General features: G+C 62.5%; 14 protein-coding genes and 1 pseudogene. 2 read left to right on the top strand and 13 right to left on the bottom strand.

Translation table 11 applies throughout. The annotated features are described in order from the left end of the window. Nucleotides 1-24: 24 nt before the first annotated feature. From JWP83_RS16275 to JWP83_RS16230, 10 genes are all read right to left on the bottom strand, one after another. Nucleotides 25-609 carry a MaoC family dehydratase gene (locus tag JWP83_RS16275; RefSeq protein WP_297731778.1) on the bottom strand — a complete coding sequence of 195 codons (585 nt, stop codon included), beginning with the start codon at nt 607-609 and terminating at the stop codon, nt 25-27. A 106-nt stretch (nt 610-715) separates the two neighbouring features. Further along, a complete protein-coding gene (locus tag JWP83_RS16270) occupies nt 716-1,384 on the bottom strand; it encodes an NADPH-dependent FMN reductase (protein ID WP_297731776.1) in 669 nt (222 codons plus the stop codon). Between the two features lie 454 nt (nt 1,385-1,838). Next, nucleotides 1,839-2,843, bottom strand: a complete 1,005-nt coding sequence (locus tag JWP83_RS16265; RefSeq protein WP_297731774.1) for a pirin family protein — start codon at nt 2,841-2,843, stop codon at nt 1,839-1,841. Nucleotides 2,844-2,845: 2 nt separating this feature from the next. Further along, entirely contained in the window at nt 2,846-4,336 is a 1,491-nt protein-coding gene (locus JWP83_RS16260) for a CoA transferase (RefSeq protein ID WP_297731772.1), read from the bottom strand. 107 nt (nt 4,337-4,443) lie between these two features. Continuing rightward, nucleotides 4,444-5,418 carry a 3-hydroxyacyl-CoA dehydrogenase NAD-binding domain-containing protein gene (locus tag JWP83_RS16255; protein ID WP_297731770.1) on the bottom strand — a complete coding sequence of 325 codons (975 nt, stop codon included), beginning with the start codon at nt 5,416-5,418 and terminating at the stop codon, nt 4,444-4,446. Between the two features lie 15 nt (nt 5,419-5,433). After that, nucleotides 5,434-6,318: a 3-hydroxyacyl-CoA dehydrogenase gene (locus JWP83_RS16250; RefSeq protein WP_297731768.1), complete on the bottom strand. Its 885-nt coding sequence runs from the start codon at nt 6,316-6,318 to the stop codon at nt 5,434-5,436. Nucleotides 6,319-6,706: 388 nt separating this feature from the next. Continuing rightward, nucleotides 6,707-8,641, bottom strand: coding sequence for a potassium transporter Kup (locus tag JWP83_RS16245; RefSeq protein WP_297731767.1), 1,935 nt, complete (start codon nt 8,639-8,641; stop codon nt 6,707-6,709). 235 nt (nt 8,642-8,876) lie between these two features. Next, on the bottom strand, nt 8,877-9,407 hold the full coding sequence (locus JWP83_RS16240; protein WP_297731766.1) for an NAD(P)H-dependent oxidoreductase: 531 nt from the start codon (nt 9,405-9,407) through the stop codon (nt 8,877-8,879). A gap of 325 nt (nt 9,408-9,732) precedes the next feature. After that, nucleotides 9,733-10,218 (bottom strand): hypothetical protein, encoded by a 486-nt coding sequence (locus tag JWP83_RS16235; RefSeq protein WP_297731765.1) that lies wholly within the window; start codon nt 10,216-10,218, stop codon nt 9,733-9,735. Nucleotides 10,219-10,356: 138 nt separating this feature from the next. Beyond that, nucleotides 10,357-11,034 (bottom strand): HdeD family acid-resistance protein, encoded by a 678-nt coding sequence (locus tag JWP83_RS16230; protein ID WP_297731764.1) that lies wholly within the window; start codon nt 11,032-11,034, stop codon nt 10,357-10,359. 1,067 nt (nt 11,035-12,101) lie between these two features. On the opposite strand from JWP83_RS16230, the gene JWP83_RS16225 reads away from it, so the two are divergent. Both JWP83_RS16225 and JWP83_RS16220 read left to right on the top strand, forming a co-directional pair. Next, the gene (locus JWP83_RS16225) at nt 12,102-12,476 is read left to right on the top strand and encodes an FHA domain-containing protein (RefSeq protein ID WP_367185647.1); all 375 of its coding nucleotides are present in this window, start codon (nt 12,102-12,104) and stop codon (nt 12,474-12,476) included. A gap of 595 nt (nt 12,477-13,071) precedes the next feature. Continuing rightward, nucleotides 13,072-13,218 (top strand): hypothetical protein, encoded by a 147-nt coding sequence (locus JWP83_RS16220; RefSeq protein ID WP_297731763.1) that lies wholly within the window; start codon nt 13,072-13,074, stop codon nt 13,216-13,218. A 553-nt stretch (nt 13,219-13,771) separates the two neighbouring features. Here JWP83_RS16220 and JWP83_RS16215 read toward each other — a convergent pair. The 3 genes and pseudogenes from JWP83_RS16215 to JWP83_RS16205 form a co-directional block, all read right to left on the bottom strand. Beyond that, nucleotides 13,772-14,659 carry an LLM class F420-dependent oxidoreductase gene (locus JWP83_RS16215; protein ID WP_297731875.1) on the bottom strand — a complete coding sequence of 296 codons (888 nt, stop codon included), beginning with the start codon at nt 14,657-14,659 and terminating at the stop codon, nt 13,772-13,774. Nucleotides 14,660-14,770: 111 nt separating this feature from the next. Continuing rightward, nucleotides 14,771-15,088, bottom strand: a pseudogene (locus JWP83_RS16210) (PPOX class F420-dependent oxidoreductase); the annotation flags it as partial. A gap of 121 nt (nt 15,089-15,209) precedes the next feature. Continuing rightward, nucleotides 15,210-15,935 carry an SDR family oxidoreductase gene (locus JWP83_RS16205; protein WP_297731762.1) on the bottom strand — a complete coding sequence of 242 codons (726 nt, stop codon included), beginning with the start codon at nt 15,933-15,935 and terminating at the stop codon, nt 15,210-15,212. Nucleotides 15,936-15,991 lie beyond the last annotated feature (56 nt).

The following is a 15,991-nucleotide window of genomic DNA, read 5'->3' as shown; positions in this document are numbered from 1 at the left end:
CGTAGGTTTGAAGCGCGGGAGCTGTCAGGCCGGCCTGAGCCGACGAGATGCGGGAGAACGCCGCGGTCTCGTTGGTTCGCAAGTACGCGGATACCGTTGCCGATGTCGGGTTTCGTCGGTAGCTAATCTTTGAGCACGCCGAAGCAGGTACTTGTGCTGACCCGACAGCACGAGTTGCCCACTCTGGTTGTGAACGGTGACCGCCGTGACCACGATGCCGTCGTTGCCCTTCGGCTCCAGGCCGGTGATCGTCAGCGCCCGGTACAAGGTGTCCCCGGAGTGCACCTCGGCCAGGAAGGTGCAGGACAGTTCAAGAAAGCTGATGAACACCTCGCCGATGAAGTGCGGGAACAAGGTGGCTCCCGGGGCGGTGAAAGCCAGCACCTGGAGGCCGTGGACAACCGGCGCGACATGTCCGTGCTTGCGCGCCCACTCGGCGTCGTAGTGCACCGGGTGATTGCCCATAGAGACCGTCTGGAAGGCCGCGGCATGGGCGTCCGTCAGGGTGCGGCTGGGGCCCCTGAAGACTTCGCCGATGCGAAGGTCCTCGAACGTCCTGGCCGGGACGATCAGGAACGCGTTGGGGTCGAAGTCGGTAATAGCAGTCATCGCAGTCTTTCTGCCCAGGAGATGATTCTGGACAACTTCATCATCGAGCGAGTCATCGGGCTGGTCGATGGTGCTGGGCACAATGCCACCACTTGCCACCAGTGGTTCACCAGCGGGATGTGAACCATGCGGATTTCGCCGACGATCTGTAGGTCCGCGCGGGACCGTTCATGTCGTTCCAGTCATGGGTTCCGCCGCTCTTGTCAGCCCCGTGAGGTAGCGCGGTGAGGACACGGGTGACGAATACACCGAAAGCTTCCATGAAATCGCGCAAGAACTGCTCGGTCCCTTTGTCCGTCAGCTCCCCCAGTTGGGTGATCAAGCCAGGAGTGGCTTGGATGTAAGCCTCGGGCGCTGTCATCTGTGGTGAATCGCAGAAGCTCAGCGCGCTGCGCAGACTCTGTTGGCCGACAGCCGTTCCGATCTTGCCCGGGGAGGCGCCGATCACCGCCGACGGCTTATGCGCGAAAGAGTTGGTTCCATGCGGGCGGCTGGCCCAGTCGATGGCGTTCTTCAGGACGCCCGGCATGCCGCGGTTGTACTCCGGCGTAACGAAGAGCAGCGCGTCGACCGCCGCGATCGCATCCTTGAGCGCTCGGCCCGCCGGCGGGTAATCGGCGTCAAAGTCGCGGTTGTACAACGGAAGATCCCCAATCGGAATCTCCACGAACTTCAGATGTGTGGGCGACAATAGAACGAGCGCCTTCGCCAGCGTGCGATTGATTGACTCGGTTGAAAGGCTACCGACAATGTAGCCAACGCTATAGTCGCTCATACGTTTTGCACCACTTCCACTCCGCTCGATTCGGTTAACTTGAGCATCCTGGAAGTCCCGTCCCTCGTCGAGGTCGACGTACACAACGCCGATACCGTTTCGTGGTGCCGGTCGACAACCGACAGTATGAGGCGCACACATGTGACCCAGTCAGGGATGCCCTGTCGTGCCCGAATCAGGGTGTAGCTCCATGGTTATTCACGTATCACCGCTGCTGCGGTCAATGCCCCGCCGTTAGCGAACGACCCACGCCGGCAACGATCGGGGATCACTGCCCGGCGGTCGATTCGCGGTGGTCGGCGAGACCCCGGTGAGGCGTGCCGCCTTCATGGCTCGTGGGGCCCGCGCAGACGTCGCTTCTCCGTGTCTCACCGTGGATTGGGGATGGTCGGCAGTGGAGTGATTCTTGCCTGCGGTCGATGATCCGAACCGACAACGCGGGGCCGTTGAGGCCTTAGATCCCGGTTTGCTCGGCGCGCATCGGGGCCGGGTCGGGGACGTGAGGCATCAGCGCATCAGTTGGGATCTGACCGAACAATCCGGCCTCGAAGTCCTCCAGTGCCTGACCCAGTTCGGCCGCGGTGTTCATCACAAAGGGCCCATACGCCGCGACCGGTTCGCCGATGGGCTGGCCACCCAAGATGAGCAGCTCCAATGCCGGACTTTGCGAGTCTTGATGGTCATTGCCGCGGACCTCGAACCAGTCGCCGCGGCCGAACACCGCCAGCTGACCGGCCTGTATCGGTCGCCCCTCGGTACCCACGCGCCCGGCGCCCGCGAGGACGTAGGTGAGCGCGTTAAAGGACCGTTCCCACGGCAATTGCAGTCGGGCGCCAGGCAATACGGTCGCATGGATCAGTCTGATCGGAGTATGTGTCGACCCCGGGCCTCTGTGGCCGCCGACCTCGCCGGCGATGATCCGAGCGAGCGCGCCCGCATCGGCAGATACCGCCAGCTGGACAGCGGAGGCGTCGATGCCCTGGTAGGCCGGCGCAATCATCTTCTTTTTCGCGGGCAGATTCACCCACAGCTGCACACCATGGAACAGGCCGCCCGACATCACCAGCTCCTCCGGCGGCGTCTCGATGTGCAAGATCCCCGAGCCGGCCGTCATCCATTGGGTGGCCCCGTCCTCGATCATCCCACCGCCCCCATGGGAGTCCTGGTGCTGAAAGCGACCGTCGATCATGTAGGTCACGGTTTCGAACCCCCGATGTGGATGCCAAGGCGTGCCTTTGGGTTCACCGGGCGCGTACTGCACCGCGCCCATCTGGTCCATGTGCACGAACGGATCAAGCAGCGCACGTGATACCCCGGCAAATGCCCTGTGGACGGGAAAGCCTTCGCCTTCAAGGCCGATCGGCGCGGTGGTCACGCTCAGCACGGGACGCTCAAGAGCGTCCAGCGGCGGCGCATCAAGCCGGGGTAACCGCAAATAGTCGGCCGTCACAGCGGGCACGATCAACTCCTGTCAGATCCCAGCCATTGCGGCTTCGATGACCCGTGCGGCACCAACACCGTTCGGTATGACTCTTTCGTGCGCGACATGACCACCTGGTCGGTCATTCCCTGGTAGGTACCGAGCGGAGTTTCTGCGGTAAACAAATCGGGCGCGACATACATGTGCTCGTCGCTCGATCCAGCCCTCGCCGCGGCGTATTCCTTGCCGAAGATGCCAAGAGAAAGCAGCCACAGCACGGTTCGGGTCAAAGACACCACGACCCGATAGCTGCCGCCCTCCGTCGCGCGCCTGCGCAACGCTTCGAGTACGCCGACGGTCCCGAGCCAACCCACCACGTTGTCGCAAATGGGGACAATCGCAGGCGATTTGGGGAAAGTAGGTGTCCCTTCGATACAGAAGACACCCGATACGGCTGCGCCGATCTCGTCGAAGCCGGGGCGGTTCGACCATGGCCCTGTGTCGCCATGCAGGATCACCTTGGCGTGGATAAGTCCGGGTTTCTTCGCGCACAACTCTTCGGCAGAAAGACCGTTTCGCTCCAAATAACCGGGGCGCTTGTTGGCGAAGAAGACGTCGGCGTTCCTGAGCAGGTCGTCGAACTTGGCGCGATCTGCCTCGGAGCCATCCAGGATGGTCGAGCGCATCCCCACCTGCACATCCCAGGCGAAGGCCTCGAGCTCGGTGGCGTTGGGCCGCCAGATGTTAAGGACGTCCGCGCCGTACATGGCGAGATCGCGTCCCATCGCGCCTCCCGCAATCACATGCCCCATGCCGAGCGCGCGAATGCCGTCCAACGGATTCTGTCCGTCGGTGTTGAACGGCATGGGCTCGCAGTCGCCGATCTTTTCCACCGTGATCAAGGGCATTGTGGAGAGGATTTCGGTGTATTGCGGCTCAGTGAGAAACTCTTCGGTGGTTCGCACCATCGCGAGCACGAGACCTTCTTCTGCCGCCGCCGCCTCCAAATCGTCGGCGCGCCATTGCAATATGGCATTCTCGATGGACGCGAGGCTATCGGTGCACCTGAGGAACTTGAGCGTGTCCGTCTTCGATCGGGGATAGAAATCCAACGCGACCACGTAGCGCCCATCTCGTGTCTTGCGGAAGAGCGGGATCTCGAGGAACGGGTTGCCCGCGAATCCGCCCATCGCGGGCGGGCGTCCGTTCATTGTTTCCCATTTCCCGTCAAAGAAACCGCAGAACCGTCGAAGCGCTTTGCGGACGTCACCGTGGATGTCCTGTGCTTCTCCGGTTCTCTCCCGCCATAGGGCTGCCGCGGCGACAGACTTCGCGGCCAGGCCGATCGCGGCCATTGCACCAAACCGATGGGGGCTGGGAAGGATCGGGTCCTGCCCGTAGAACGACAGGCGTCCTCCGCAGTCCGCGGCAGTCAGTCCGATGTCGCCCAGTACATCGTTTGTGTTCGCCAGCAGATCGTAGCCGGCTGACTGTGCCGGATTGTTGAGTGCCGATTCGAGCGCCGCGGTCAACTGAGAATTTCCGCACCCCTCTTGACTAAGGTCAGGTTTGATTACGGTAGTCATGCCTCTTCCATTTCGACTCGCGATTGCGTGATGCGCTTGCTTAGACCGTTCCCCTATGCGCCAACGGATTTCGTCGCCGCCAGGGTGGCGCTCACGCCGTTCGCTCGCAGCCGAAGCAGCCCGATTATCACCTCGTTCTCTTCTCGAGCGAGCTCTTCGACGGGGCGCCCGTCGGCTTCGCGCATGACACCGTCAACGATGGTCTGCTTGAGTTCGGGCGTGACCTGGGGGTTTCCGAGTGTCTGCATCATTGCCGCAAGCGGGTCCATGAGCTGCTCCATGAAGTGCTTGATACCACCCGCCCCTCCGCCTACATGCCATTGCAGGCTTTGGCCCATCACACCCCACCGAAGTCCGGGTCCGTAGGAAACGGCGATGTCGGTTTCCTCGACGCTCAGCACGTCTTGTTCGACGAGGTGGAGAATCTCCCGATAGAGTGCGGCCTGGAGCCGGTTGGCCACGTGTCCGGGCAGTTCCTTGCGTAGACGAATGGGCTTCTTGCCGATCGACGCATAGAAGCGCATCGCTTGCTCGATGGCGTCGGGCGATGTCTTGGTCCCGCCCACTACTTCCACAAGTGGCACGATGTGGGGCGGATTGAACGGATGGCCAACGATGACCCGCTCCGGGTGCTTGCAGGCCGATTGCATCACGCTTGGCGTTATCCCCGACGAACTCGACGCGATGATCGAATCGAGGGGCGTGGCTTCATCCATTTCCGTGAACAACCTGATTTTGAAGTCAGGTCGCTCGGGACCGTTCTCCTGGACGAAGTCGGCCTTCGCAAGCGCCTGCTCCATGTCTTTGGTGAAGCTCAAGCGATCGCGGGATGCGCTGGGCGACAGGCCGATTTCTTCGAGCTGTCCCCAAGCCGCGTCGACGTACTTGCGCAAGTTGGCCTCGGCGTTTGGAGCGGGGTCGGTCGCAACGACGTCGAACCCGCGCGCCAAATACTGAGCCGCCCAGCTGGCACCGATGACTCCCGTCCCGACCACTGCAACACGACGAATTGGTTTTTCGAATGACATGATGTTGTCTCCCTTTCACGAAGATTCGGTGTAGGCGATGCCGGTCAGGTTTCCTTGAGCGACGAGCAGGGCCTTCTCGTCCGAGCCATCGAGGTTGGCCGAAAGGACATTGCCGCCGAAATCGGTGATGAACATTCGGTCGCCCTTCAGATCCAGGGCGATACCGATTCCCTCCATCAAGTGCGTGAACACGATCTCGGGCGCGGGCCGGCCGTTCGCGTCCGAATCCATCGGGGCGCGATTCACGGTGGTGCCGCGCGGCGGGTCGCCGCGGTCGGTCCAATACATGACCCGGTTGTTGAGGTCGAGGTCCAGATCGATCGGCTCGGGAAGCCCGTCGTACAGAACTTCGATATCTGTTCGATTGGACGTCGTCTGTCCTGCGGGGACCTCGATGCCGGCGCGGCAAAGGCGACCCTTGCCGGCGTTGTCCGGCCCTTTTTGCGTCCAGTAGACCTTTCCGCCATCGAGATCAACGGCCACGCCCACACACCACCTCGATGCGTCCGGCCCCGGTCGGGAGTCGCCCTGGCTTGTGTCCACGAGGGTCTCGATGTCGGAGCCGTCGAGATCGGCGCGCATCACACGCATGCCCTCGCGGTCGCACCAGTACAGCTTTCGGCTCTTCTTTTCGAGCTGGATCTGCTTGGGCGTGAACGTGCAGCCCCGGGGAACGATCGACGTTCGATTCCGCCCATCAAGGTCGGCCCGCTCGATGGAGCCGTCGTTCGCCTTGGGGTTGCCCATGTTGGTCCAGTAGATATGTCCCGCCGCGACATCGACCGCGATGCCATCGGGGAGTCTGCAATCGGTGACGATGACCTTGCGCCCCGAGCCGTCCGAATTGAGCGTCACGATGCGGTTGTCGCTGAGGTCGAGAAGGAACAGCCGACCCACCATGGGTGTCTCGCCGGATGGATGTCGCGATGTCTGCTTTTGTGAACTGACCATGTGCTTTCACTCCAAGTAATCAGTCGGATTCCGAGCTGAGCGCACTATTTGACTTCTACGCCAAGCCATTCCATCCTCGCGCGGGTCTCCGAACACGTCGATATGGGCGGTGACAACGATCGGCAGCAAGCTTTGTCGAGCGGGCCATCGTCTCGGCGCGGGCGGCGCGTCGGTTTTCACTCACCATTGAACCCATCTTGGGGCGCTGTGGTTCCGAACGTGGGTGTAAAAGCCTTCTCCGACCGATCGTGCCGGCACCATCCATGGTGAGGCGGGGTTGAGCTGATCCGGGTTCGAACGGGATGTCTTGGTTGGTTTTCGGGACATCGAAGTAATGTCAAACTTCGATCCGTGACCCTACGATGAGGGTCCGGTCTGGGGGCAAGCGGAAGTGCTCGGTGGCGTCGGTGCTCAGCCTGGACGTGGCGATGAAGAGATTCTTACGCCATGCGGGCATGGTCGGCTCCCTGCCATTCGTCAGTTCGATCTTCGACAAGAAAAACGAGGCGTCATCGATCGCGATCCATCCCTCGGTTTTCGTCGCCTCGAGCAGATGTAACGCGTGGCGCACGTCAGGCGTCTCCATGTACCCGAAACGTGCGGTCACGTAGATGATTCCGTCGTGAGGGTCGCCGAGCGGGTCGATATCGATGCGGTCAGAATCGCTGACCCGCGGGATTGGCCTCGTTTCGATCGTCACGATCACCACGTGCTCGTGAAGAACATGGTTGTTTTCGACGTTTGCGCGCAGTGCCAACGGCGCGGTCTTGCCGCCGCGTTTGAGGAAGACCGCCGTGCCTGGGACGCGCAGTAGCCCACGGTGCCTTGATAATTGATCGACGAACGCCTGCAGTGGCCCCTCTGCGGTCTCACGTTTGCGGGTCACGATCGTGCTGCCGATCTGCCAGCTCGTCATGATCGTGAACACCATCACGGCGATCAGCAGCGGCAGCCATGCACCGTGGACGATCTTCGTCAGGTTCGCGGCGAAGAACAGCAAATCAACAGACAATAGTGCGCCGCCGCCGCCAAGGATGAGCCACATCGGCGCCCGCCATCGTTTGCGCGCGATGTAGAGGTAGAGCAGCGTCGTGATCGTGATCGTTCCGGTCACAGCCATTCCGTAGGCATAAGCCAGTGCCGCCGAGCTGCGGAACGCGAACACCAGGATCAGCACGGCCGCCATCAGCAGGCCGTTGATCCATGGCATGTAGACCTGACCGATCCTCGACGCGGACGTGTGCACCACCCGTAGCCGCGGGAGGTAACCGAGCTCGACGGCCTGCGAGGCTAGCGAAAAAGCCCCCGTGATCACCGCCTGCGACGCGATGACCGTCGCGGCGGTCGCCAACAGCACCATGGGCAGTCGCGCCCAGCCAGGGGTGAGCAGAAAGAACGATGCACTCGTGGTGGCCTTGTTGGCAATCACCAACGCGCCTTGGCCGAAGTAGTTGAGGGCCACTGCCGGCAGGACCACGAACAGCCAGGCGCCGGTGATCGCCTTGCGCCCGAAGTGGCCCATGTCGGCGTAGAGCGCCTCCGCGCCGGTGACTGCAAGCACCACCCCGGCCAACGAGAAGAACGCCGTACCGAAGTTGCCCACCATGAACTTCACCGCGTACACCGGGGAAAGCGCGGCCAGTATCTGCGGATGGTCCAGGATGCCGTAGACCCCGCAGGCGCCGATTGCGACAAACCAGCCGATCATCACCGGCCCGAAAAGGCGTCCCACGGCATCGGTTCCGCGGCGCTGCATCGCGAACAACGCAACGATGATGATCGCGGTGATCGGGATGACCCACCCCTGCAGCCCTGGATCGGTCACCTTCAAGCCCTCCACCGCGGAGAGTACCGAAATCGCCGGCGTGATCATGCTGTCACCGCAGAACAAGGCGGCACCGAACACGCCCAGCGTCGCCAGCACCACCGCGATGCGACCGCTTCGCGCACCCCACCGACGCACGAGCGCGATGAGCGCCATGATGCCGCCCTCGCCGTCGTTGTCGGCGTGCATCACCAGCGTGACATAGGTCAGCGTCACGATGATCATCACCGACCAGAAGATCAACGACACGACTCCGTAGACGTTGTCCGTGGTGATCGGCACAGGGTGGGGGTCGTCCGGATTGAAGATCGTCTGGACGGTGTAGATCGGGCTGGTGCCGATGTCGCCGAACACGACACCAAGCGCACCGACCACGATGGCCATACGAGCCGATTGCCTCACGCCCCGCGCGCCACCCGCCGAGGTGTTTTCGACCTGTGTGAGCATGCTGAGTCCCCGATCGCCGATACCGGAATTCGTTGATCCGATTCTTGTCCGTGAAACCCGCCGAGCCGATGTGTGGGAGAACAACATCTCAGCCACAACGGTGTCGCCAGATACCGTCAGAACGGGAAACGGTGCGCACCCACAGGCTTGGCGCCGGACGCAGCACAGATCAAGGCCCTCGACGAGCCGGTTGTGCTGGCCTGCCGGGGAGGAACTGTGTCACGCGGTCTCATGGTCAACCCGCTGCTGCAGTGCTGCCTCCGTGCACTTCGTCTGCGAGCTTTTTGACCGCTTCGCGCAAAGTCGGCACCGTTAGTGGCTCGATCACCCGGGGGCCCAAAACTCCCTGGGTGTCGTTGATTTGACGCGACCAGACGCCGCTGTAGCACCCAGCGGTTGCGCCGATGACGGCAAGCGGCTTGTCATGCAGTGAAGCGCCGCGCCACCGACGCGTCAGCCAGTCGATTGCCCTATTTGCAATCGCGGGAAGTCGGCCGTGGTAGCTCGTGACGACGAGCACCGCATCAGCCTCAGTAGCGGCCATGCGCAAGGCCACGACCGCGTCCGGGGTCCCGTGGGTTTCCAACGTGTCGTTGTAGCGGGGCAGGCGGCCAAGGTCGTCGACCACGTTCACCATGATCCCGTCGGGTGAGCTGTCGATCGCGTGGCGGCTCAGCTCACGGTGGACAGGACCCGCGGGAAGACCGACCAACACCAGCACGGTGATCAGGTCCGGATATGCATTTGGAATTTGTGGAGCCGCCATCATTACAATCCTGTCTGCCTTCGATGTGAAGCAGTCGCCTGGAGTCCGGCGATTGCGTGTGATGACTTCATCGTCCGATGGGCCGCAACGCCTGTCGATGTTGTCGCCAACAAGTCCGCCCCACAGCCGATGTCGGTGGGTACACCCGGGACAGACGGACCTGGGTTGTGACATCAAACTCGCGTGACGCATCGTGAGCCGCGGAATCGGCGTGCGCCAATAATTCGAGCGAAGTGGTGGCCGGTCAGTGGGAATTGAGATACAACGGCGTCGTTGCACCGTCGGAATGCGAACGGAAGCGCGACTGACCGCTCTGGCCGAGCGGTCATGGTTTAGGGTTTGTCCGCCCGCCGTCGTCGTCGATGAGGCAGCGGATGTCGCGCTCCCAGGCCGAATCACGCCGACGGTCAAGGCGTGAGCGTTCCGCGCAGACCAGTACGGCCACCACAAACACCACCGTTTGCCACGCCCCGTAGGCGACACCGACCGCTTCCACGCCGGCCTGCGACGTCGGCGCAGGCGCATCGACGCGATCGCCGTTAGGGTCCACCCAAATCGTCAGCGGATCACCGGTTTTGACGGCGTGATCCCAGTTGAAGCTGCCGGTGTGTTCAGTGTCATTGGCTTGCCATCGGGCGTTCACCCTGGCCGCCGCGTTATCGTCGATGCCCGGAACGAACACACTGTCGTCCGTGGCTCTGGCCGTCACCGCATGGCGGGTCTGAGCCTCCGCGACGTATACGTGGCTGCGCGCATCATGCACTGCCGTACCCAGCGCCCCCGCACAGGCGGCGCTGAACACCGCGACCAAGATTCCCAGCGCAATAATCAACAGCTCGAGGCGGTCGACGCCACGCACTAGCGGATTGCGCCCGCATGCGCCTAGAACCCACCATCTGTGGCCGTATCCGACGCTTGGCATGACCACTCCCTCGGTGAGACAGACCGGTCAGCTACTCGGAACGGCCGCGTCGGGTGCTGGGTGGTTGTTGGTGACCCCCAGTCGATCGGCCAGCCCTTGCGCGGCTGTGACACCGCGTCGCCCTTTGTGGATCGAGAAGGCTAGGGCGATCTCGCCGATGCCGTGCACCAGCGCCCCGGCTGCGACCCACGCCACCAAGACCACCACGGAGACGTTCCACGACCCCGCCGCCCAGAACCCCAACGCCAGCTCAATGACTCCGCAGATCAAGAGCACCCACCACCCGGATACCGCGCCGCCCGCGAAGGCCATGACGATGTCGAAGGAGCCGCGGAAGATGAAGTAGAAGCTGATGATGGCGGCCAGTGTGACGAAAGTGGCGCCGAGATTCATGAAGGACACCACACCGACCACGATGAGCAATGCCGCGAGCAGCACGTGCGCAATGCGCCAGCCAGTGGACGAGGACACCGCCCCGATCATGATCTCGTTGACGGCGGCGACCAGGCAGTACGCGCCGAACAGCACGGCCACCGCCGCGACCGTGGTGTAGTCGAAGCGCAGGATCACGATGGAAAGCACGATCCAGGCGGCACCGGTGACCAACAGCAGCCACCATAGCCGGGTCTTGGAGACGGCGTCCTGGAAGAAATCACCCACTGGACCAGCGGATGTCGTGGTGGCCTGACGACCGGTCTCGCTCATGAGAACTCCTTATATCTTCGATTGAGAGAGCTCCGCCAAACCCTCCACGGCGGCTGTGAATCAACAGTGCTCTAGGCCGTGAACAATCACGACGTGTCGTGACACAACATCTACGTCGCGACGCTGTCCCCGCGGACAACGCCCTTACGGACCCGCACTTTTCCCGGCATCGGCTGGGCGATAGGGCAGACCACGTCCGGTACCGAAAACCCGAGACATGCACACGATTCCCGCGACGACGGAAACGTGTGGAGCACAACGCCGACGCCACCCTGCCCAAGAGCGATCTTCGACGCGCGCTGTGCCCTAGGCCGATTCGGCCAGCGTTGTGTTGGTGACTAGCCACTTGTCGAAGATCGTGTATCGCCGGACGATGACGCGTGGCGGCCGCAAACCGACGATTGACTTAGCGGGCGCGATAACCCGTTACGGGCTGCGCCTCACCGGGTGATCCTGTTCCGGATTCGGCGGCGCTCACGTGAAACTCATCGATACGCGATGTCGGCGAACCGTCAAGCGAGATGGGACCTGCATGACGGCAGTTGGGGGCAATTCGCCGAATGTAGTCGACAGCGACATTGATGCCCTCGCCGTGCAATTCCTCGAGTCTGATTACCCCGACGGCGAGCGTGCTGCCGAGCCGCTCAATCGACGGTTGGACTGCTTCCTTTGGCCGAAGCGCATGAACCCCGGTTCGGCGAACACGGTGAGCTCGCGTGCCACGTCTTCCTGGTTGTACCGGTTTGGTGGGAACGCCACGGCGGCAGCGGCGATCTGCGGAGCGCCGCTGGTGAAACCAATCGGGTCTGCGGATGTGAAATACATTGTTTCGGCGATAGATCTGAAGACAAACGACCTCCCGTCGAAGGATCCCGAATTGGCCAAGTGTGTTCGCCGCTACACCGGCGGCCCGGCCACGTTGTCTCACGCCATAGCGACGGCCGCGCCCGCCGACGTCAGGATGGACTTACGTGGTAGCCGCGGGTGTGGTTGCCCGATGCGAGACGTCAACTCGCGGAACGCACGATCCAAGCGACACCGCCAGAACAGTCCGGAAGGAACAACGCGTGACCCAGACCGAGGACAACCAGACGTTTCGAGAAAACATCGTCGAAGGCGCAGTGGACGTCGAATGGACCAGCCCCGCGATGCTCGTCGTTAGCCGCGGCCCCGATGCCGGTTCGCGGTTCCCGCTGCATCAGGCGGTCACGACCGTGGGCCGCGATCCACGTAGCAACATCTTCCTCGACGACGTGACCGTCAGCCGGCGCCACGCTGAATTCCGTTTAGAACAGAGTGAATTGCAGGTCTTCGACATGGGCAGTCTCAATGGCACCTACGTCAACCGCCAGCCGATCGATTGGGCGGTGCTGACCAACGGCGACCAGATTCAGATGGGCAAATTCCGACTGGTGTTGCTGATCCGGCCGACGACGGAGTGACACCGAAGACCATCGGCGGTCGGCGAATCAGCTTGTTGTCCAGTCCAAATGGCGGCACGACACTGATATGATCGTTGACTGGTCCGGCGTGGGTTTGCACAACTACGCGCACCGAGCACTGCACTTTGACGACCCACAAATAGGACGAAACTTGTATGTGCTGCCTGTACAGAGTGACTGGTTTGCGCAGGGAGTATTTTCGCCGTACAGGTACGCCACTTGCTTTATCGACACCTAACGTCCGGGGCGAAACCAGCGCTGGACGCCGCCGGCCGTCTGAAAATTGGTCGACCGTGAAGAAACAGCGACTGAACCACACCGCGTCAGCCGAGCCGTCCTTCGGGAGGCCCGACCGACACCGCGGCCAGGCAGCGCGTTGTAATCAAGGAATCCGTCGCTTAAAGTCACGAAATGACCTCTGCCACAGCACTTCTCTGTCTGGCATGGAATGCTAGTGGCCCACGTAAACGCCCACGACGGGTCGACGATGTGCCCGCAACAACCGAACGCGTGTCATCGCTTCGCAGCGATGCGGCTAGCGACTGTGGCGCGCCGACACGTACTCTCGCGCAGCCTCCGCCGCAAACCGGATGGCATGGCCCTGATGGTCATGTGCCAGATGCGCTTGATCTGCCGCCGCCAGAATATCTTTCGCCTCCTGAAACTTGGCGGCTTCACGATGGTGCCGTGCGGCGTGCTCGTGATGTTCAGCCGCCTTTTGATGAAGTTTGCTTTGCACTGACATGGTGGTCTTTCTTGGTTGGTTGGTTGCTCGTTGTGCTCCCCCATCGTGGGGTGCACGCACGCGGGGAGTCATTGTCCGACGACCCACGATGTTCGGCGAGTCATTGGTCGCTTCAACAACCGATCGACGCAGCCAGTCAGCGCGACAAACACGATCGACGCCTTTGCTGGGACCCATTAACCGTGACTCGGCTATCGGACTGGAGGCGATATGGAACCCGTTCCGATGCTTAGACGGACGCGGAAGTGCGGTCACTCTCGACGACTTCTCTGATCGTCGCTGGATAGCACTCGCTTGCCTCGTCAAGTCGGAATCCCGTCTGCTCTCAGTCCATTCGCGACGGACTGATCGGCGCGCCCTTCGGCCCCGCTGACGCGGTATGCGGCGGGTGACGTATTCGCTTCTATCTCTCGGTTTTTCAGCGCCGCCAGTACCACCACGACGCAGGCCGCTATGACCGCGAGGCCGAGACAAACTCCCGCCTGAAGGGCCACCAAAAAGACTTAACCCAGCACCGCCGGGTAGATCAGCACGGTGTCAACGTCGCGCTTCACGCGGGCCTCGCCTTCAGGCCAAGCGGCCCAGCCAGTTCGGTCAGCGTCGGCAACAGCTGGTCAGGCCCGCCGAGCACTTGCATCACGACGTGGTTGGCCCCGGCCCGGAAATGCTCGCCAAGGCGCTTGGCGATGTCGTCGGGGGTGCCGTAGGCGACCAGGGCTTCGATGAACTTGTCGCTGCCGGGCGGGGCGAGGTCGGCGTCGGTGAAACCCAGCCGCTTGAAGTTGTTCACGTAGTTCGTGAGGTTGAGGTAGTTGTACGTGTTCAGAACCTTGCGGCCGACCGCGAGAGCCTTCTCGGCGTCGGCGACCGGCAGCACTTTGTGCTCGGGTGCCAGCAGCGCATCCGGCCCGATGATTTCGCGGGCCTGTGCGGTGTGTTCGGGTGTGGTGTTGTACGGGTGCGCCCCGGCGGTGCGTCCAGCGGCCAGCCTCAGCACGCGCGGCCCGAGCGCGGCGAGCACACGCTGATTGGCCGGCACGCCATATTCGTCTAGCTCGTCGAGGTAGTCGACCAGCGCGTCGTAGGGCTTGCGATATTGCTCGGTGTGCTCGGGATGGCCCGCCCCGATGCCGAGCACGAACCGGCCGGGGTGGGCGGTATTGATGCGGTGGAACGACTCGGCGACGGTTTTGGCGTCCGCCGTCCAGATGTTGACGATGCCGGTGGCAACCTTTAGCGCGGTGGTGGGCTCCAAAAGCGGCTCGGCGAACGACAATTCGGCGGCCGGCGATCCAGTAACCCATAGCGTTCCGTAGCCGAGGCGGTCGATTTCCTGGGCCTGCTCGGGGCTGACTGCCAGTCCGAGGTCGAGGAAACTGCTGCCTGGGTCCCAGGTAAAGACGCCGAATCGGCCAAGGTCGATGTTTGGTGTTGGCATTGGTGTGCTCGCCGTATTAATGCTTGCTGAACCCGGTCGGGCGCACCATGTGACCACCCAGTCCGGGGCGTCGGAGGGAACCTCGCCCCGGGGCGGGGCGTCGGGCGGAGGTTCGTCGCCGCTGTAGCGGTTGGCGATACGCCGAAAGAAGCTCGCCGCCGGATCGGGCAAGATGCGCTCGACGTCGCCGCGCACTTCCAGATAGCGGTACGGATTGTCGGGATCCGAGATCGACATGGCAATCCGCGGGTTGCGTTGTACATTGCGGTACTTCTGCCGCTTGGTGGTATGCGCGAACCGCAGCAGCTCGCCGTCCCAGTCGAACCACATGGGACTCACTTGCACCGAACCGTCGGGCCGGGTCGTCGCCAAATGCCCGTACAGCGGGCGTTCAAGCAGATCGTCGTAGCCGGCGGGAACCGCAACCATATTCGCTCCTATCTAGATTTGTTCTGTGCCGACGATTCCGGGGGAAATCGTCGAGCGACGTGTTTCGGACGAAAGCTGTTTCACCGCAGGGGTACTCGAGGTCGACAGGCTCGCGCGGTGGTTAGACCTGTGCCATGCCACCATCGACGCTCAGTTCGACGCCGGCCACGAAGCTGCTGTCATCGGAGGCCAAAAACAGTGCAGCGGCTGCGATCTCTTCGGGGCGGCCCAACCGGTTGAGTGGTACCGCCGCGGCGAACTGTGCCTTGTCGGGCTGACGGTCCAACATCGGAGTGTCGATCGGGCCCGGGCTCAACGTGTTGAACCGGATGACGCGATCGTTGAACTCGCGGGTCCAGGTTCGGGTATAGGACCGCAGCGCGGCCTTGGTGGCGCTGTAGGCGCTGTAACCGGCAACGCCCATGTGGCCTGAGGTCGAGCCGATCAGAATGACCGAGCCGCCGGCGCGGATCAGCGGCAGTGCCTTTTGCACCGTGAACAGCGTTGCGCGGGCGTTGAGGTTGAAGGTGGCATCGAACTTCTCCTCGGTGATCTTGCCCAGCATTTCGGCCTCCACCCGGGCCGAATTCGCCACCAGGATGTCCAAGCCACCCTCTTTGTCGAGGACAGTCGCGAACAACTTGTCCAGGTCGGCGCTGTTGGTGACGTCGCCGGCGACGGTCCTCAGGCCGTCGCCGATCATCGCTTTGGCCTTATCCAGCTCGCTTCGGCGGCGGCCCATGATGAAGACGCGGGCGCCTTCGTCGACGAACCTCCGTGCGGTCGCCAACCCGATACCGCTGTTGCCGCCGGTGATCACGGCGACCTTGCCAGCCAGTCGCACCATCAGTTGATCCTCCAATTTCGTGTTGTGTGCCGGACTGTGCCAGGTCAGTAGTCGGC

Origin of the sequence: Mycobacterium sp. (genome assembly GCF_025965855.1) — a bacterium.
Lineage (GTDB): Bacteria > Actinomycetota > Actinomycetes > Mycobacteriales > Mycobacteriaceae > Mycobacterium.
The sequence above is the reverse complement of the archived record's forward strand: the minus strand, read 5'-3'. Positions and strand labels throughout refer to the sequence as shown.

Coding starts and splice junctions, on each gene's coding strand:
- JWP83_RS16275 (WP_297731778.1), bottom strand. CDS start 609: ATGACTGCTATTACCGACTTCGACCCCAACGCGTTCCTGATCGTCCCG.
- JWP83_RS16270 (WP_297731776.1), bottom strand. CDS start 1,384: ATGAGCGACTATAGCGTTGGCTACATTGTCGGTAGCCTTTCAACCGAG.
- JWP83_RS16255 (WP_297731770.1), bottom strand. CDS start 5,418: ATGTCATTCGAAAAACCAATTCGTCGTGTTGCAGTGGTCGGGACGGGA.
- JWP83_RS16250 (WP_297731768.1), bottom strand. CDS start 6,318: ATGGTGGGTCGGCTGTTCCTTCTCGACCTCAGCGACAACCGCATCGTG.
- JWP83_RS16245 (WP_297731767.1), bottom strand. CDS start 8,641: ATGCTCACACAGGTCGAAAACACCTCGGCGGGTGGCGCGCGGGGCGTG.
- JWP83_RS16240 (WP_297731766.1), bottom strand. CDS start 9,407: ATGGCGGCTCCACAAATTCCAAATGCATATCCGGACCTGATCACCGTG.
- JWP83_RS16230 (WP_297731764.1), bottom strand. CDS start 11,034: ATGAGCGAGACCGGTCGTCAGGCCACCACGACATCCGCTGGTCCAGTG.
- JWP83_RS16220 (WP_297731763.1), top strand. CDS start 13,072: ATGGCCCTGATGGTCATGTGCCAGATGCGCTTGATCTGCCGCCGCCAG.
- JWP83_RS16215 (WP_297731875.1), bottom strand. CDS start 14,659: ATGCCAACACCAAACATCGACCTTGGCCGATTCGGCGTCTTTACCTGG.
- JWP83_RS16205 (WP_297731762.1), bottom strand. CDS start 15,935: ATGGTGCGACTGGCTGGCAAGGTCGCCGTGATCACCGGCGGCAACAGC.